The sequence below is a fragment of the Bradyrhizobium sp. genome (genome assembly GCF_016213215.1).
GTDB lineage: Bacteria > Pseudomonadota > Alphaproteobacteria > Rhizobiales > Xanthobacteraceae > Bradyrhizobium.
This window is the reverse complement of record NZ_JACRAW010000077.1, coordinates 63,736-80,863: the sequence shown is the minus strand read 5'-3', so window position 1 is coordinate 80,863 and position 17,128 is coordinate 63,736. Positions and strand designations below refer to the sequence as shown.

Annotated in this window: 17 protein-coding genes; 8 read left to right on the top strand and 9 right to left on the bottom strand. The window is 64.1% G+C overall.

Annotated features, from left to right (window positions below):
* Positions 1-19: 19 nt before the first annotated feature.
* A complete protein-coding gene (locus HY852_RS13440) occupies positions 20-790 on the top strand; it encodes an exodeoxyribonuclease III (RefSeq protein WP_291605201.1) in 771 nt (256 codons plus the stop codon).
* On the opposite strand, the gene HY852_RS13435 is transcribed toward HY852_RS13440, so the two are convergent.
* The gene (locus HY852_RS13435) at positions 787-1,098 is read right to left on the bottom strand and encodes a hypothetical protein (RefSeq protein WP_291605200.1); all 312 of its coding nucleotides are present in this window, start codon (positions 1,096-1,098) and stop codon (positions 787-789) included. The two genes, HY852_RS13440 and HY852_RS13435, sit on opposite strands and share 4 nt — an antisense overlap.
* 399 nt (positions 1,099-1,497) lie before the next feature.
* Between HY852_RS13435 and HY852_RS13430 the strand changes: the two genes are divergently transcribed.
* The 7 genes from HY852_RS13430 to HY852_RS13400 all read left to right on the top strand — a co-directional run bounded on the left by HY852_RS13430 (position 1,498) and on the right by HY852_RS13400 (position 9,280).
* Complete coding sequence (locus HY852_RS13430) at positions 1,498-2,382, top strand: prohibitin family protein (RefSeq protein ID WP_291605199.1); 885 nt, start codon at positions 1,498-1,500, stop codon at positions 2,380-2,382.
* A gap of 304 nt (positions 2,383-2,686) precedes the next feature.
* Positions 2,687-4,135 (top strand): DNA repair protein RadA, encoded by a 1,449-nt coding sequence (gene radA / locus HY852_RS13425; protein WP_291605198.1) that lies wholly within the window; start codon positions 2,687-2,689, stop codon positions 4,133-4,135.
* Between the two features lie 166 nt (positions 4,136-4,301).
* Positions 4,302-4,931: a CvpA family protein gene (locus tag HY852_RS13420; RefSeq protein ID WP_291605196.1), complete on the top strand. Its 630-nt coding sequence runs from the start codon at positions 4,302-4,304 to the stop codon at positions 4,929-4,931.
* A 22-nt stretch (positions 4,932-4,953) separates the two neighbouring features.
* The gene (gene purF, locus HY852_RS13415) at positions 4,954-6,474 is read left to right on the top strand and encodes an amidophosphoribosyltransferase (RefSeq protein WP_291605195.1); all 1,521 of its coding nucleotides are present in this window, start codon (positions 4,954-4,956) and stop codon (positions 6,472-6,474) included.
* A gap of 157 nt (positions 6,475-6,631) precedes the next feature.
* Positions 6,632-7,372 (top strand): SDR family NAD(P)-dependent oxidoreductase, encoded by a 741-nt coding sequence (locus HY852_RS13410; RefSeq protein WP_291605194.1) that lies wholly within the window; start codon positions 6,632-6,634, stop codon positions 7,370-7,372.
* A 238-nt stretch (positions 7,373-7,610) separates the two neighbouring features.
* Positions 7,611-8,837, top strand: a complete 1,227-nt coding sequence (locus HY852_RS13405) for an ABC transporter substrate-binding protein (protein WP_291605193.1) — start codon at positions 7,611-7,613, stop codon at positions 8,835-8,837.
* A gap of 113 nt (positions 8,838-8,950) precedes the next feature.
* Positions 8,951-9,280 (top strand): hypothetical protein, encoded by a 330-nt coding sequence (locus HY852_RS13400; RefSeq protein ID WP_291605192.1) that lies wholly within the window; start codon positions 8,951-8,953, stop codon positions 9,278-9,280.
* A 6-nt stretch (positions 9,281-9,286) separates the two neighbouring features.
* Here the strand turns inward: HY852_RS13400 and HY852_RS13395 are convergent, their stop codons facing one another.
* The 8 genes from HY852_RS13395 to HY852_RS13360 form a co-directional block, all read right to left on the bottom strand.
* Positions 9,287-10,549 (bottom strand): TCR/Tet family MFS transporter, encoded by a 1,263-nt coding sequence (locus HY852_RS13395; RefSeq protein ID WP_291605190.1) that lies wholly within the window; start codon positions 10,547-10,549, stop codon positions 9,287-9,289.
* Entirely contained in the window at positions 10,546-11,928 is a 1,383-nt protein-coding gene (gene der / locus HY852_RS13390; protein ID WP_291605189.1) for a ribosome biogenesis GTPase Der, read from the bottom strand. Before der ends, HY852_RS13395 begins: the two co-directional genes overlap by 4 nt.
* Before the next feature lie 48 nt (positions 11,929-11,976).
* Positions 11,977-12,510, bottom strand: a complete 534-nt coding sequence (locus tag HY852_RS13385) for a hypothetical protein (protein WP_291605188.1) — start codon at positions 12,508-12,510, stop codon at positions 11,977-11,979.
* Between the two features lie 22 nt (positions 12,511-12,532).
* Entirely contained in the window at positions 12,533-13,186 is a 654-nt protein-coding gene (locus tag HY852_RS13380) for a tetratricopeptide repeat protein (protein ID WP_291605187.1), read from the bottom strand.
* 160 nt (positions 13,187-13,346) lie between these two features.
* Positions 13,347-14,939 carry a class I adenylate-forming enzyme family protein gene (locus HY852_RS13375; RefSeq protein WP_291605186.1) on the bottom strand — a complete coding sequence of 531 codons (1,593 nt, stop codon included), beginning with the start codon at positions 14,937-14,939 and terminating at the stop codon, positions 13,347-13,349.
* Between the two features lie 8 nt (positions 14,940-14,947).
* Positions 14,948-15,772: a 3-methyl-2-oxobutanoate hydroxymethyltransferase gene (panB, locus tag HY852_RS13370; protein WP_291605185.1), complete on the bottom strand. Its 825-nt coding sequence runs from the start codon at positions 15,770-15,772 to the stop codon at positions 14,948-14,950.
* A 1-nt stretch (position 15,773) separates the two neighbouring features.
* On the bottom strand, positions 15,774-16,376 hold the full coding sequence (locus HY852_RS13365) for an NnrU family protein (protein WP_291605184.1): 603 nt from the start codon (positions 16,374-16,376) through the stop codon (positions 15,774-15,776).
* A gap of 116 nt (positions 16,377-16,492) precedes the next feature.
* Positions 16,493-17,074: a hypothetical protein gene (locus tag HY852_RS13360; RefSeq protein ID WP_291605183.1), complete on the bottom strand. Its 582-nt coding sequence runs from the start codon at positions 17,072-17,074 to the stop codon at positions 16,493-16,495.
* Between the last annotated feature and the right edge of the window lie 54 nt (positions 17,075-17,128).

Here is a 17,128-nt window from a genome sequence, read left to right as displayed (position 1 = left end):
GCAACGGCGTCAGCTCTACATGAAGATTGCGACATTCAACATCAATAACGTCAACCGGCGCCTGCCGAACCTGTTGCGCTGGCTGCGGACGGCAAAGCCCGACGCTGTGGCGCTGCAGGAATTGAAGGCCAGCGACGATGAATTTCCGGCATCACCCATCGCGAAGGCCGGCTATGGCGCGGTGTGGAGCGGGCAGAAGACCTGGAACGGGGTTGCCATCCTCGCGCGCAATGCCGAGCCGGTGCTGATCCGTGACGAACTGCCCGGCGATCGGCACGATAAGCAGGCGCGCTATATTGAAGCCGCCGTCAACGGCATCATTGTCACCAGCATTTATCTGCCGAACGGCAATCCTCAGCCCGGACCAAAATTCGAGTACAAGCTCGACTGGTTCAGGCGGCTGCGCCTGCATGCTGCAAAGTTCATCAAGCAAGAGGTACCGGTCGTGCTCGCCGGCGATTACAACGTCGCGCCGACCGAGCTCGACATCTACCCAACGCGATCCTGGGACAAGGATGCGTTGGTGCAGCCGAAGAGCCGAGCGGCGTTCAAGTCGCTGGTTGCGCAAGGCTGGTGCGATGCCATCCGCACCCTCCACCCGTCAAAGCCGATGTACACCTTCTGGGACTACAAGCGTAACCGCTGGGAGCGAGACGCCGGCCTGCGACTCGATCACCTGCTGCTCAGCCCATTGCTTGCCGCGCGCCTGGTGAAGGCCGGCGTCGACCGCAAGATCCGCGGCGAGCAAGGTGCCAGCGACCACGCCCCTGCCTGGGCGATCCTGAGCTAGTGATGATCGGCGGAAAGCCGCCTCGCGTTCGCGGCGACGTATTCGCGATAACGGTCGATAATGGCTGCAGGCGTGGCGCCCGCGAGCCAGCCTGACACGGCCTCATAGGCCGCGGCGAACTTCTCGCCCATCATCAGGACGGCCTCCTGCTCGGCCTCCTCATCGGCGTGGGCGAGTTTCTCGAGACGCATGCGCATCACGTCGCAGGATTCAAGGGCAAGCATCGCGCCTGCGAACCATGGGAAGCCGTCGTCGGCCCCGGACAGCACGGCATGGTGATCGAGCGCGGAAAAGGACTGTCGTTCCATCGTCGCTTCTCAAGTTCTTTGAGTTGGCGAGCGACGAATACGCTTCAAATTCTAAGGATAACGCCCCGCGAAACCGGGCATTCTTGCCTTTCTCGAAATCGCTTGTTAACCAACGCTGCTTGCCGCTCATGGTGAGCAGGCGCGACAGCGCCGTCTCGAACCATGAGGCAACAACAAAGCCCGACATGTTCCGCCTGGTCATGACGGCATCATGCCGGGCGCCGGGGCGTCGCTATTTTGGTCGGCGGCAACCTTCTAGAATCGTTGCTGTCTCATTGTCACAGCCTGAACCAGAGCTCTGGTTGCACCGACGAAGTGACGCGTGTCACAGCGTTCGTAACGGCCTGCGAAAGATGGCAGCTTGGAGCCGTTCTTGAGTCGTTTTCATCGGGAGAATACATGAACCGGAGCATCATCGGAGGCGTCTTCGCCATCCTTATCATCCTCATCATTGCGGTCGGAAGCTGGTACACCGTCGATCAGACCGAGCGCGGCGTCATCTTGCGCAACGGCGCCGTGGTCGGCACCGCCCAGCCGGGGCTTGGCTTCAAGATTCCGGTCATGGACAGTGTCGAGAAGGTCAGCGTCAAGACCGCGACCTATACATGGGACAAGATGAACTCCTACTCCTACGATCAGCAACCGGCCGACCTGAAGATCAGCGTGACGTTGCGCGCCGCGCCGGAGAAGGTTGCCGATCTCTACGCCAAGTTCGGCCAGCTGGACGCGGCGGTCAATCAGGTTGTCAGCCCTGTGGTCCACCAGCAGGTAAAGGTCGTGTTCGGCCGCTACACCGCGGTGAAGGCCATTCAAGAGCGTGGCGCGCTCAACAGCGCGATCAAGGAGGCCATTACGGAGACCTTGAAGGATGATCCGATGATCGTGATCGAGAGCGTACAGCTGGAAAATATCGAGTTCAGCCAGAACTATCTGCATTCGATCGAGCAGCGCATGCTGGCCGAGGTCGAGGTACAGAAACTGCAGCAGAACGCCGAGCGCGAAAAGGTGCAGGCGCAAATCACGGTGACGCAAGCAACCGCAAAAGCCAACGCCATCCGCGCCGAAGCGCAGGCCCAGGCCGATGCCACCCGACTGAACGGCGAAGCCAGGGCCTCGAACATCAGGATCGTGGGCGAAGCCGAAGCCGCCGCAATCGAAGCCCGTGCCAAGGCGCTAGGCTCCAACCCCAACCTGGTCACCTTGGTGCAGGCCGAACGCTGGAACGGCGTGCTGCCGACCACGATGGTACCGGGCTCGGCGGTACCGTTCGTCTCGGTGAAGTAAGCGGAATGCACGCGACGAAATTTGGGCCTATGCTCCCAATTCCAGATAGAAACCGCGGCGCAAGCGCCTTAGCTTCGCAGCGCCGCCAGCTTGACGAATCGCGAGGCGCGGAGCTCGCCCACGACCCCGACAGAGTTGCTAAGTTCAACAAGCTGTGGCTGCACTTGGCTGGGCGGGAGCCGGTATGGGGGTCGCCACAACGGCTGTTGCCGCGCTCGTGGGGGTGAGAAGTTATGAAGGGTGATCACAGGCAAGAAGAAGCCAAGATGAAATCAATTCAACGCAACGGCGATTGATCGTTTCGATGGCCAAATCCACCGCCTCCTTCGTCTGTCAGAGCTGCGGCGCGGCCTATAACCGCTGGCAGGGCAAATGCGACGCCTGCGGCGAGTGGAATACGCTCGCGGAGGAGGATTCGGCGACCTCGGTGCCGGTCTCGATCCGCTCCAGGCGCAAGGGCCGGACGTTTGCGCTGGAGAGCCTTAGCGGCAAGAGCCAGGACGCCCCTCGCCTTGCTTCCGGCATGACCGAGCTCGACCGCGTCACGGGTGGCGGCTTTGTCCGCGGCTCGGTCCTGCTCGTCGGCGGGGACCCCGGCATCGGCAAGTCGACGCTCCTGACCCAGGCGACCAGCATGCTGGCGCGGGCCGGCCATCGCGTCGTCTACATCTCCGGCGAAGAAGCGGTCGCGCAGGTGCGGCTGCGGGCCGAGCGGTTAGGGCTCTCCAACGCGCCGGTGCAGCTCGCCGCCGAAACCTCCGTCGAGGACATCATCGCCACGTTGTCCGACGGAACGGTGCCGCGGCTGATCGTGATCGACTCGATACAGACCATGTGGACCGACACCGTGGAATCGGCGCCCGGCACGGTCACACAGGTGCGCGCCTCGGCCCAGGCGCTGATCCGCTTCGCCAAGAAGTCGGGCGCGGCAATCATCCTGGTCGGACACGTCACCAAGGACGGCCAGATTGCCGGTCCCCGCGTCGTCGAGCACATGGTCGATGCAGTGCTGTCATTCGAGGGCGAAGGTTCGCAGCAATTCCGCATCCTGCGCGCGGTGAAGAACCGCTTCGGCCCGACCGACGAGATCGGCGTGTTCGAGATGACGGGCCTCGGCCTGCGCGAGGTCACCAATCCGTCCGAGCTCTTCCTGTCCGAGCGCGATCTCGGTACGCCCGGCACTGCGGTATTCGCCGGCATTGAAGGCACCCGCCCGGTGCTGGTCGAATTGCAGGCGCTGGTCGCCCCGACCTCGCTCGGCACGCCGCGACGTGCGGTGGTGGGCTGGGACCCCAGCCGTCTCTCCATGGTGCTGGCGGTGCTCGAGGCCCATTGCGGGGTCAAGTTGTCCGGCCACGACGTCTATCTGAACGTCGCCGGAGGCCTCAGGATTCAGGAACCGGCGGCGGACCTCGCCGCCGCGGCGGCCCTGGTTTCATCGCTGGTTAATGCTCCCTTGCCGACGGACGCCGTCTATTTCGGCGAGGTTTCGCTGTCCGGCGCGGTCCGGCCGGTGGCTCAGACCGCCGCCCGGCTGAAGGAGGCGGCCAAGCTCGGTTTCGGCCGCGCGATACTGCCCGAATCGGCCCGTGGCGAGGTCGGGAGCGATGCCGGGCTGGCGCTGAACGCCGTCGGCGGGCTCACCACCCTGGTTGCCGAGATCGCCGCCCGCGGCTCCCGCAGGCCAGGCCAGGAAGGCACGGCGGGCGAGAAAAATGCCACACCTGCGAGATTCCGCCGTCAGGAAGGCTAGCCGGGCGTGACGGACCCGGCCCCCGCCGCTATACAACGGCCACACAAAGCAGCACGGGATGACGCGGTTCCGACCTTGCCGGGAGCACGGTCTGGCCCTCAGTTAGGGTGGGGCCGACAAGGCGATTCGCGAAAGCCCCGAGAATACGAGCGGACCAAGCCAGCAGATGCCGATAACCATCCTCGACCTGATCCTGCTCGGTGTGATGCTGATCTCGGGCCTGCTCGCCATGGTGCGCGGCTTCATGCGCGAAATCCTGTCGATCGCGGCCTGGGGCGCCGCCGCCATTGTCACCCTGTACTCGTTCTCCAAGCTGCTGCCGACGGCCAAGACCTATTTCAACAACGACACGGTCGCGAGCGTCGTGGTGGTGGCCGGCGTGTTCGTCGGTACCCTGATTTTGGTCTCGATCATCACAGTGCGCATATCCGACATGATCCTGGATTCCCGGATCGGGGCGCTGGATCGTACCCTTGGCTTCCTGTTCGGGCTGGCCCGCGGCCTCCTGATCATCGTGGTCGCATTCCTGTTCTTCAGCTGGCTGGTGCCGGAGAAGCAGCGCCCGGACTGGGTGACCGGCGCGAAATCAAGGGTGGTGCTGCAGGGAACCGGGGACTGGCTGATGTCGCTCTTGCCGGACGACCCCGAGAACACCATCTTGAAGAGATTCAAGAAAAACAAACCAGATGACGATCAAGCTGATACCGAGCCCTCGCCTACAGGCGGCGGCGAAGGGTACAGTAGACCCGCTCGTGACAGCCTCAAGAAGCTGATCGAGAAACCCGCGGCGCGTTGACTTGGGCCCAAAGAGAGGCGCGATGGACAAGACAGAGAACCCTGACCTGAACGCCCAGCTTGATCTCGACCTCGGGCCGGCACCGCGGGAAGGACACGACGACCTGGACGGCGACACGTTGCGCGAGGAGTGCGGCGTGTTCGGCATCTACGGGCATCCCGACGCCGCCGCGATCACCGCGCTGGGCCTGCACGCGCTTCAGCACCGCGGCCAGGAGGCCGCCGGCATCGTTTCCTTCGATGGAACCAGGTTTCATTCCGAACGCCGGCTCGGCCTGGTCGGCGACACCTTCTCCCGCCGCGAGGTTATCGATCGCCTGCCGGGCACTGTCGCGGTCGGTCACGTGCGCTATTCAACAACCGGCGCCACCATCCTGCGCAACGTTCAGCCGCTGTTTGCCGAACTGAACGCCGGCGGGCTTGCGGTCGCCCACAACGGCAACCTCACCAACGGCCTGACGCTGCGCCGCGAACTCGTGCGCAGCGGCTCCATCATGCAGTCGACGACGGACACCGAGGTCATCCTGCATCTGGTCGCGAATTCCAGGCGCAGCCGTTTCATCGAACGCTACATCGAAGCGTTGCGCGCCATCGAGGGTGCCTATGCGCTGGTGTCACTGACCAACAAGAAACTGATCGGCGCCCGCGACCCCCGCGGCATCCGTCCGCTGGTGCTCGGCGAGCTCGACGGCTGTCCGATCCTGACTTCTGAGACCTGCGCGCTCGACATCATCGGCGCACACTACATCCGCGACATCGAACCCGGGGAGGTCATCGTCTTCGACGAGCACGGCCAGGACATTCACAAGCCGTTCCCGCCGATCGCGCCGCGGCCCTGCATTTTCGAATACATCTATTTCGCGCGCCCGGATTCGATCGTGCACGGGCGCTCGGTCTACGAGGTGCGCAAGGCCTTCGGTGCACAGCTAGCCAGGGAAAGCCACGTCGACATCGACGTGGTGGTGCCGGTGCCGGACTCCGGCGTGCCTGCCGCCGTCGGCTACAGCCAGCATTCCGGCGTGCCGTTCGAGCTCGGCATCATCCGCAATCACTACGTCGGCCGCACCTTCATCCAGCCGACGCAGAGCATCCGCGAGTCCGGCGTGCGTATGAAGCATTCGGCGAACCGCGCGGCAATTGCCGGCAAGCGCATCATCCTGATCGACGACTCGCTGGTGCGCGGCACCACCTCGAAGAAGATCGTGCGCATGATGCGCGACGCCGGCGCGCGCGAAGTCCACTTCCGTCTTGCCTCGCCGCCGATCCTCTACCCCGACTACTACGGCATCGACCTGCCCGATCGCGGCGGGCTGCTCGCCGCGACCCACTCGCTGGAAGAGATGCGCGAGATCATCGGCGCGGACTCGCTCGCCTTCCTCTCCATCGACGGCATGTACCGCGCCATGGGCGAGCCCGGCCGCGATCCCGCCAATCCCAAGTTCTCGGATCACTGCTTCACCGGAGCCTATCCGACCCACCTCACCGACCAGACCCAGACCGAGCCGCAGCCGCGGCAGCTGTCGTTGCTGGCCGAGGCGAGCTGACGCGTCGCACCGCACAAGCGGGCGTTTTCCTCATGGCCGGGCTTGTCCCGGCCATGAACGTCTGTAAAACCCGCCGCAAAGACGTGGATGCCCCTGGTCAGGAACAAGGACGCACGCTCTGCGCGCTCGCCGGGCACGACGAAGGCTTAAAGCGACAATGACAAAACCCCTCGCCTCCCGTATCGCCCTGGTGACCGGCGCATCGCGCGGCATCGGCTACGCCACGGCAAAGGCTCTGGCGAAAGCCGGCGCGCATATCGTGGCGGTGGCGCGCACCCAAGGCGGCCTTGAAGAACTCGACGACGAGATCAGGAAGGACGGCGGCAGCGCCACGCTGGTGCCGCTCAACCTCACCGATTTCGACGGCATTGCGCGGCTGGGCGCCGCATTGAACGAACGCCACGGCAAGCTCGATATTCTGGTCGGCAATGCCGCTGTCGCCGGCCCCTCCTCGCCGCTCGGTCATATCGAGCTTAAGCAGTTCAACGACGTGATCGCGATCAACGTGTCGGCGAACTTCCAGCTCATCCGATGTATGGAACCGCTGCTGCGACAATCCGACGCCGGACGCGCGGTGTTCATCACCTCCAGCGCCGCCGCCGAGGCGACCGCCTATCTTGGACCCTACGCCGCCTCAAAGGCCGCGATGGAGGTGCTGGCGCGGGCATGGGCACACGAGACCGCCAGAACGCCGATCCGGGTCAACCTGTTCAACCCGGGTCCGATCCGCACCCGCATGCGCGCCGCGATCTTTCCCGGCGAGGATCCGATGACGCTGGACACGCCGGAACAGACGGCGGAATTCATAGTTCCTATGTGTGCGCCGGAATGGACGGAGACGGGCAAAGTCTACAACTACTATACCCGCACGCTGATGAGCTTTCGGCCGCCGGCATAGCGGCGGCCCCGCATCCCAGAGGTGAAAGGGTACCGCGGTTGGCGGCTTCAGCTGGCAGCAGCCCTTAACGCCCGGACGCATATCAAGACCCTTAAGCTTGCCGGCGACGGCGTAACATAAGCGCATTGCAGCAAGGCTGAAGACAGGCTATCGGAACCAACAGATCGCGACCGATCGGGCCGCAGGTCAAAGGTTCCGCCAAGAGAACCGTCCCGGCATCATTAGTTGGAGGAATGCAATGAAGATGACTTCCGCGTGGCGCTATGCCGCGCTGCTCAGCTGCGCTGCGGTGGGTTTTGCCACGCCGGCACTCGCCCAGGACAAGAACGTCAAGATCGGCGTGCTCAACGACATGTCGAGCCTGTATGCCGACATCGGCGGCCCGAACTCCGTGGCCGCGGTCAAGATGGCCGTCGAGGACTCCGGTTTGCCTGCCAAGGGCTGGAAAATCGAGGTACTCAGCGGTGACCACCAAAACAAACCGGACGTCGGCGTCAACATCGCGCGCCAATGGATCGACGCCGACAAGGTCGACGCCGTCGCCGACACACCGAGTTCCGGCGTCGCGCTTGCCGTGAGCAATCTCGTCAAGGAGAAGAACGCCATCCTGCTCAACTCGGGTGCGGCCACCGCAGACCTCACCGGCAAGGCCTGCAACCCCAACACGGTCTCCTACACCTATGACACCTATATGCTCGCCAACGGCACCGGCAAGGCGCTGACCAAGGTGGGCGGCGATACCTGGTTCTTCCTGACCGCGGATTATGCCTTTGGCCATGCGCTGGAGCGCGACACCGGCGCGGTCGTCGCTGCCAATGGCGGCAAGGTGCTGGGCGGCGTCAAGCATCCGCTCAACAGCTCCGATTTCTCGTCCTTCCTGCTTCAGGCGCAGTCATCGAAAGCAAAGATCATTGGGCTCGCGAATGCCGGCGGCGACACCACCAATGCGATCAAGCAGGCCGCCGAATTCGGCATCGTCTCCGGTGGCCAGAAGCTCGCTGCGCTCCTGCTCTTCATCAACGACGTGCATGCGCTCGGCCTGAAAACAGCGCAGGGCCTGACCTTCACGGAATCCTTCTACTGGGACCTGAACGACAAGACCCGCGAATGGTCGAAGCGTTTCCAGAAGGTCTCGCCAAAGGGCTCGATGCCTTCGATGACGGTGGCGGGACTTTATGCTGAAATCTTGCATTACCTGAAAGCACTGGAAGCGCTCGGCGGCAATCCGCATGACGGCGCCAAGGTCGTCGCCAAGATGAAGGAAATCCCGACAGACGATCCGTTGTTCGGCAAGGGTACGCTGCGGGCCGACGGCCGCCGCCTCATTCCGGCCTATCTGTTCGAGGTCAAGAAGCCGGAAGAATCCAAATATCCGTGGGATTACTACAAGCTGGTCGCGACCATCGCGCCGGAAGACGCAGCCAAGCCGCTCAGCCAGAGCGAGTGTCCGCTGGTGAAGAAGTAACCGCGTAGCCATCATTGCGGGATGGTGCGCCAGCACCAGCCCGCTGATCTCAAGATGAACCCACGCCCTGGAAATTCCGACCAAGGGCGTGGGTTTTGCTTTGGCGGCGCGCGATGGACCTCGGCGATATTCAGACCATCGAGATCACCGCTTATCCGTTCTTTGCGAGCGTCGAGCGGGCTGCAACCATCCGCAGCAATTTTCGCCGGATCGGAATCGGGATGTCAGCGGCCGAGGTCTCCGCCATCCTGGGCACGCCCGATGAAGTCCGGCCGTTGCATGAGCCGCGCATCAGGCGCCCGAAAACGATCGGCTATTCGCACTGGTACGTCATCCGCCGGATGGTCGGAAAAGGTAGCGCCAATGACAAGCAGGAATCGCTCGTCAGGATCATCTACGGACTCCACGATCGCGTGACGGCCGTCGATGCGTGGGGGCTGTAAGCCTCGTCAAATTGATGTCTTGTTCTCGACGCCGACCGTCGAGCGGGCGGCAATCGCGAACGCGGCGACCAGCAGCACCGAAGCTAGCAGGAATGGCGCGCCGGGCAGATGCAAAGGCGCGCTGGCGCCGATGAAATACGAGAAGGTCAGGGTGAACGTGAACGGCCCGATCAACTGCGCCACGCTCTGCACGCTCGAGTTCGCGCCCTGTAGCCGTCCCTGCTCATCCGGCCCGACGATGCGCGTCATCAGCGACTGCGTCGCGGCCCCTGCGGCGCCCCACAGCGCCATGGCGGGAATGCCGAGCCAGAACAGGATTCCGGTCGGCGCCGCGCCGAAGACGATGAATCCGATCGCGCCGCAGAAGAGGCCGAGCAATAACGCGCCGCGTTCGCCCAGATGCCGCACCATCAGCGAAACGCCAAACCCCTGTATGACGCCGGCGCAGATTCCGACGATGGCAAGCGTCAACCCTACGGTCTTGGCGTCCCATCCGTAGCGATAGGTCGTGTAGAGCACGAACATCGAGGGCAGCACCACATGGGCGATCTGGCCCAGCAAGTTGGCGGCCGAGAGCCCGGCAAGCACTCGATGGGAGCCCAGCAGGCGCAGCGCTCCGAGCGGATTAGCCGTCCTCCAGCGGAACGGCGTCCGCCGCTCCGGCGCCAGCGATTCCGGCAGGATCAAGAAGCCATAGAGCGCATTGGCGAAGCTGAGGCCCGCCGCCGCCCAGAACGGCAGCCGTGGATCGACGTCGCCCAGCACGCCGCCGAGCGCAGGTCCGAGGACAAAGCCGATGCCGAACGCTGCACCGATCTTGCCGAAGATCGAGGCGCGGCGATCGGGCGGCGTCAAGTCCGCGATATAGGCGAACGCGGTCGAAATGCTGGCCGCGGTGATGCCGGAAATGACACGGCCGACAAACAGCCAGATCAAGTTCGGCGCGAGCGCCATCAGCACGTAGTCGGCCGCTAACCCGAAATTCGACAACAGGATCACCGGCCGCCGGCCGAAATGATCCGAGAGCCCGCCGAGCACCGGCGACGACACGAACTGCATCAGCGCCCAGGCGGTGCCGAACAGGCCGAAGATGCGCGCGGCGCGCCCCGCGTCATCGTCGGCAAAGCTCTGCACGAGCTTCGGCAGGATCGGCATGATCAGGCCGAGGGCCAGCATGTCCAGAACGACGGTGACGAAGATGAAGGCGACTGCGCCGGTACGCACCGGCGGCACTTCGACGACGGCGACCTCGGACGCCTGCTCGGTCACGAAAGCCGCTTCCGCTTGTGGGCAAACGGATTGGCCTTCTCGCGCAGCGTAATCCGGATAGGCGTGCCCGGCAGGTCGAAAGCGTCACGGAGGCTGTTGACGAGGTAGCGCAGGTAGGATTGCGGCACCGCGTCGGCGCGCGAGCAGAACAGCACGAAGCTCGGCGGTCTTGCCTTGGTCTGCGTGATGTAATTCAGCTTCAGCCGGCGGCCGGAGACCGCGGGCGGCGGGTTGGCCGATATCGCCTGCTCGAACCAGCGGTTCAGCGCAGACGTCGGCACGCGCTTGTTCCATACCGCATAGGCCTGCTCGATCGCGCTCATCAGGCGATCGATGCCCTCCCCCATCAGGCCGGAGACAGCGACGATCGGAGCACCCTTGACCTGCGGCAGCCAGTGGTCGGCGTCGTTGCGTAACGCGGAAATCGCCCCCGGCTTGCCCGCCATCAGATCCCATTTGTTGACAGCGAGGACGATCGCCCTTCCCTCGCGCTCGATCAGGTCGGCGATGCGCAGATCCTGCTCCTCGAACCGGTGCTGCGCGTCCATCATCAGCACCACGACTTCGGCAAAGCGCACGGCGCGCAGCGCATCCGCCACCGAGAGCTTTTCCAGCTTCTCCTCGATGCGCGAACGCCGCCTCAAACCAGCGGTATCGAACACGCGAAAACCTCGCTCCTTCCATTCGATCTCGACCGCGATCGAGTCCCGCGTCGTGCCGGCCTCCGGACTTGTCAGCAGCCGCTCTTCACCGAGCAGATAGTTGATCAGCGTTGACTTGCCGGCATTGGGCCGTCCGACAATGGCGACGCGGATCGGCCGTTTCGAAACATCCTCTTCGTATTCGTCCTCTGCTCCTGCCGTCTCCACTTCCTCTTCGGGTGGCTCCGGCAGCACGGCACGCAGCGCATCATAGAGCTCGCCCATGCCCTCGCCATGTTCGGCGGAAATCTGGATGGGCTCACCCAAACCGAGCGCGTAGGCCTCCATCGCCCCGGCGTCGCCGTGCTTGCCCTCGCTCTTGTTCGCCACCAGCAGCACCGGCTTGTTCGCGCGACGGGCGAAGTCGGCAAAGGCCCGGTCGTTGGGCGTCAGCCCGGCACGCGCATCGATCACGAACATCAGGGCATCGGCCTGGCCGATCGCGGTTTCGGTCTGCTCCTGCATCCGCGCAGTGAGCGAACCCCTCGCGCCCTCGTCGAGGCCCGCCGTGTCAATCACGGTGAATTCGAGATCGCCGAGTCGGGCTTCGCCTTCCCGGCGGTCGCGCGTCACGCCGGGCTCGTCATCGACCAACGCGAGCTTCTGTCCCACCAGGCGGTTGAACAACGTCGACTTGCCGACATTGGGCCGGCCGATGATGGCGATCGTGAAGGACATGGGTCATTCGTGCGCTGGCGAACCTGCGCGTGTCAATGAAAGGAAGTATCAGCGCGAGAAGCCGCCGCTGGGCAGCGGCGCCGGGAATGGCTGTGGCGATTGTTGCGACTGTGCCGACTGTGCGGCCGGCTGGTCGGGCGGCGGGGCGGTGGTGCGCCTGCGCACGATCTTCTTCGGCTTTTCCGGTGGCGGTGCCGCGGGCGTCGCGTCCTCCTCAGGAATGGCTTCGGCCTCAGCCGGTTGGGCGGGCGCCGGACTTGCGGTCGTGGCCGCCCTGCTGTGCCTGGATTTGGCGGATTTTGACGTCGAAGGCTCCGGTGGCGGAGCAGCGGCAGCGGCCCCGCCTGCGTTCTGCTGATCCTGCTGCTGTTGGGCGCCTCTGTACATGTCCCTCGGCACACCCTGCTCCAGGCCGGGCACGCCTTCCGGGAATACCGGCTTGCGCTCGCCCGGCAGCTTCTTCTTGGTGTCGAGGAAATCCAAAAGGTCGCTCGGATCGAAACCGCCGCCGGCGCAGCCCCCGAGCACGCCGGAGAGTGCGATCAGGACGGCGGCTGCGATGACACGTTGCGAGCGGCGCATGTTCGATATCCCTAAACCGCCGTCAGCTCTTCGCGACCGGCGGCAACAATGCCTGCAGGGCTTCGGCGCGGGCGCGCAGGCTGGCCGGTGTCTCGCTGTCCTCGGCAATGACATCCAGCCATTTGCGACTGGCCGCCGTGTCGCCGTTGCGCCAGGCGGACAGAGCGAGCATTTCACGCGCGCCGTGCCGGAACATTGCGCCGGCCGCCGTTGCCGGCTCCAGCCGCTGCAGCATGTCGCCATAGCTCGAGGTGTCGAGCAACAATCCGGCCGCGCGGATACGCGCCACCTCCTGGAATTGACCGCCGACGCTGCGATCGGCGGCAATTTCGTCGTACAGCTTCACACCGGCCTTCGGGTCGCGGCTAGCGGCCTCGCCGGCCGCGCGCAGCCGCGCCAGCGTGCGATAGCCGTATGGCGCGTTGGCAGCCAGCTGAGCAAACGCGGCTTCCGCCTCGGCGGGCTTCTTCTGCTCTGACAGTTCGACTGCCTTTTCGAAGGCAGCGCCGGCCTCAGCCGCCTTCTTGGCTTCCAGGTACTGATAGCCACGCCAGCCGCCGACACCGGCGATGACCAGAAGCGCCAGGCCGATGAAAAAGATGGAATACTTGTCCCACAGCTTCTTGAGCTGTTCGCGACGTACTTCCTCGTCGACTTCGTCAAATAATTCAGACACTTAGGCTAATCCCATGGCCGCCTGGGGGCGCGCGGTCGATCGCTGCGCCATATTACCCATCCCCGCGTCGCGGCGGCGATACCCTATCGATATGGCGGTGGCAAGGCAAAGCAAGTGAGATCAAAGCGTTAACCTTCCAGTTCCCGCCTCCTCCCACAGTTTAGGCCGAGAGGGTCTCGCGCAGCTGGCGCTTGAGCACCTTACCGTTGGCATTACGGGGCAACGGCTCGGGCGTCACAACCATCGTCTCCGGTACCTTGTAGTCGGACAGTCGCTCGGCACACCAGGCGCGTAGCACCTCGGCGTCAACCTGCGCGCGGGTGACGACCACGGCATGCACGCGCTCGCCCAGCACCGGGCATGGCTTGGCGACGATCGCGCTCTCCACGACCGCGGGATGGCCGGCCAGGACGGATTCGACCTCGGCGGAATAGATCTTTAGGCCGCCACGGTTGATCATGTCCTTCTGCCGGTCGAATACCCGGACAAAGTTCTCTTCATCGATCGAGCCGAGATCCCCGGAATGCCAGAACCCGGCCGTGAAGCTTTCCGCGGTAGCCTTCGGGTTATTCCAATAACCCTTGATCACCGAAGCGCTCTGGATCCAGAGCTCACCGACCTCGCCGCGCGGCAGTTCGCGCCCCTGCGCATCCATGACCACAATCCGGGCGCCCGGACAGGGCAAGCCGACGCTGTCGATGTGACTGGCGGTGAGCTCCCCCGGCATGATGGTCGACGGCGAGGTGGTCTCGGTCGAGCCATAGGCATTCATCAGCTTAAGGCCCGGAATCTTGGCATCAAGCTTCTCAATGGTGGCGATCGGCATGGGAGCGCCGCCATAGCCGCCGATGCGCCAGCTCGACAGGTCGTAACTGTCAAAGTCCGGCTGCAGCAAGCAGAGATTATACATCGCCGGCACCATCACCGTGTAGGTGACGCGCTCGCGGGCGGCGAGCTTGAGATACTCCGCGGCCTTGAACTCGGCCATGATGATCAGCGTGCCCGCACAGCGGGCCATGGTCGTGATGTTGGCGATCACCCCGGTAACATGGCCGAGCGGCACGGCCGCGATCGACCGGTCGGCCGCGGTCAGCTCCATGCAGGACACGAACACGATCGAGGAATGGATGATGTTGCAGTTGGCAAGCATCGCGCCCTTCGGCTTGCCGGTGGTCCCCGAGGTGTAGAGGATCATGGCGGTATCCTCTTCGCCGACATCGACCGGGGCTGGCGCCGGTGCGTTGTCCGCAAGCTCCGAGAAACGCGAAAGCCTGGGATCGTTGTCGATCGCGATCCGATGCGTCACGTCCGGAACATCGCCCGGCTCGGGCAGCCGGTCGGCAAGCGCCGCTTCGTGGATCAGGATCTTCGCACCGCAATCATTGAGCACATACGCGATCTCCGGCTTCTGCTGGCGCGTGCTGAGCAGCACCGTCACGAGGCCCTCGTGCGCCGCGGCGAAGACGGTCAGGACGAACTCGATGCGGTTGCCGAGCAGCAGGCCGACGCGGTCGCCGCTGGCAAGACCGAGCTTGCGGAAGCCCGCCGCGATCTGTGCCGAGCGCGCGACAGTCTCGCGCCAGCTCAGCCTGACATCACCGCAGATCAATGCCTCGCCGTCCGGATTTCTCGCGGCCGCTTCCGCAACCATCGCCCAGACACTTGCCGGCCGATCACAAAATACCGGCACCACGCGATCGCCGAAGCGCGCCTCCAGCCGCATCGGCGGAATCTGGGAATGCGACCAGTTCATCTATGCTCTCAGCCTTTCGTCTTCATGCCGTAGACGTGTTCCGGTCCTGGGAACGCACGCGAACGCACATCGCGCGCATAGCCCTCAATTGCCGCTTCGATCGCCGGCCCGAGATTGCCATAACGACGCACGAATTTCGGCGTGCGCGGCGACAGTCCCAGCATGTCCTCAAGCACCAGCACCTGACCGTCGCAGGCGGCGCTCGCGCCGATGCCGATGGTCGGGACCGGAATCTCCTGCGTGATCTTGCGTGCGAGCGGCTCGGCTATCGCCTCGATCACGATGGAGAAGGCGCCGGCCTCCGCCACGGCTCGGGCATCGTTCTCGATCGGCTGCCAGCTCCCCTCCTCGCGCCCCTGCGCGCGGAATGAGCCCAGAGTGTTCACTGATTGCGGCGTCAGCCCGACGTGACCCATCACGGGAATGCCGCGGTCGGTAAGGAATGCGATCGTTTCCGCCATGCGGGCGCCGCCTTCCAGCTTCACCGCGCCACAATGGGTTTCCTTCAATATTCGCGCCGCGGAATGGAACGCCTGCTCCTTTGACGCCTCATATGAGCCGAACGGCATGTCCACCACGACCAGTGCATGCTCGGAGCCGCGCATCACCGCCCGGCCCTGCACGATCATCATGTCAAGCGTAACCGGCACGGTGGTCTCGAAACCATGCATCACGTTGCCCAGGGAATCCCCGACCAGGATAACATCGCAATGGCGGTCAACCAGCGCTGCGGTGTGCGCGTGATAGGATGTCAGCATCACGATCGGCTCGCCGTTCTTGCGGGCGCGAATGTCCGGCGCGGTCTTGCGTTTGATCATTGACGGGACAGACATGTCAGGATCCGACCACCGGAACCCCGATCACGACGGGGTGGAAGGCAAAGAGCAGCGCGAGATAGGCCACGAAACCGATCACCACGGCGATCAGGTCATTGGTGACCCCTCCCACCGGAATCGGTGGCGCCCCGCTGTCGGCACGGTATTTCAGCGAGATGCGATCGTACACCGCCCACGCCAGGAACGAGCCGAACAAGATGATGGAACCGAGATCGCCGTTCGCAAGCAGGTGTCCGGCGGCCCACACCTTGATGCCGGCCAGCATCGGATGCTTCAACGTCGTGAACATGCGGCCGCGGATATATGACGCCACCACCAGGATCACGGCCGGCAGCATGAGCGCGAGCGCGATGTGCTTGAGCACCCGCATCACGTTCGCCGGGACCAGATGCTCCCAAACGTCGATTATTCCGGCGGAGCGGTAGCTCGCATAGCCCCAGACGATCAGCGCAAGGCCCGCCAGTGACACCAGCGAATAAAGGATCTTGTAGGTGCCGTCTCCGATTGTGGCGATGAGCTGCGCCCTCGCCTTGCGCCGCGTGGTGAAGACGTGCGCGCCGAGAAGGAGCACGAGCCCCAGGATCATCACCGCTAGTCCCACGACATCCTCCCCTGTTAGCCGCTCACCGCGTCGAGTATCATTTTAGACGCTTGTACCGCAATGCGACATTGGGGACTGGCTTTCCGTCCCTGCAAGGTCGCAAACGGCCTGGACGGTTACTTGCCCAAATCCCGGTTGTCGACGTAGCGGATCGCGATCGGCCGACCGGCCAGTGCGCCGCCGAGGCCGCCGGTAAATTTCAGCGGCAGGCACGCATCCAGGGAAGCATTGATCGCGTTGAGGTACGCCGTGCGGGTATCGGCCGGGACACCCGGCGTGGCATAGGTCACGCGCGGCGGACCGATCAGGCCACCCGATCGGTTGAAACTGAAACGCACCGACATCTGCATGCCTTGCCGCGCCGCATCGGCCCGTGGTGGTGACCAGCAGGAGCGCAACTCGGCAAACAGATCGCCGATCGTATCCAGGTGGTGTTCGGGCCTCTGATACTTCGCGGCGTTCCCCTGCGGCGGCACCGTCTCGATGGTGAGTTGGAGATTCTCCCCATACGGGTAATAGATCTCCGGAATGCACGGGCCGCGATCGAACACGCTGCAGAAGGTCGGGGTGCAGGGCCGGCGGTCGAACACGCTGCAGGGCTCATGGGAAAACGGAATCGGGTTGTTGTGCCGACGCCGCGCATCGGCACTGCCGGCCGTCAGAACCATCAAGAGCAGGACAATAACAGGGCGCAGCACGAGGTTAGTCCACCGTAGCCTACCAGACAGGACTTGGTAGGCGGAGGAAAGGCG

Coding starts and splice junctions, on each gene's coding strand:
- purF (WP_291605195.1), top strand. CDS start 4,954: ATGGACAAGACAGAGAACCCTGACCTGAACGCCCAGCTTGATCTCGAC.
- HY852_RS13405 (WP_291605193.1), top strand. CDS start 7,611: ATGAAGATGACTTCCGCGTGGCGCTATGCCGCGCTGCTCAGCTGCGCT.
- HY852_RS13375 (WP_291605186.1), bottom strand. CDS start 14,939: ATGAACTGGTCGCATTCCCAGATTCCGCCGATGCGGCTGGAGGCGCGC.
- HY852_RS13410 (WP_291605194.1), top strand. CDS start 6,632: ATGACAAAACCCCTCGCCTCCCGTATCGCCCTGGTGACCGGCGCATCG.
- panB (WP_291605185.1), bottom strand. CDS start 15,772: ATGTCTGTCCCGTCAATGATCAAACGCAAGACCGCGCCGGACATTCGC.
- radA (WP_291605198.1), top strand. CDS start 2,687: ATGGCCAAATCCACCGCCTCCTTCGTCTGTCAGAGCTGCGGCGCGGCC.
- HY852_RS13440 (WP_291605201.1), top strand. CDS start 20: ATGAAGATTGCGACATTCAACATCAATAACGTCAACCGGCGCCTGCCG.
- der (WP_291605189.1), bottom strand. CDS start 11,928: ATGTCCTTCACGATCGCCATCATCGGCCGGCCCAATGTCGGCAAGTCG.
- HY852_RS13420 (WP_291605196.1), top strand. CDS start 4,302: ATGCCGATAACCATCCTCGACCTGATCCTGCTCGGTGTGATGCTGATC.
- HY852_RS13430 (WP_291605199.1), top strand. CDS start 1,498: ATGAACCGGAGCATCATCGGAGGCGTCTTCGCCATCCTTATCATCCTC.
- HY852_RS13400 (WP_291605192.1), top strand. CDS start 8,951: ATGGACCTCGGCGATATTCAGACCATCGAGATCACCGCTTATCCGTTC.
- HY852_RS13435 (WP_291605200.1), bottom strand. CDS start 1,098: ATGGAACGACAGTCCTTTTCCGCGCTCGATCACCATGCCGTGCTGTCC.
- HY852_RS13385 (WP_291605188.1), bottom strand. CDS start 12,510: ATGCGCCGCTCGCAACGTGTCATCGCAGCCGCCGTCCTGATCGCACTC.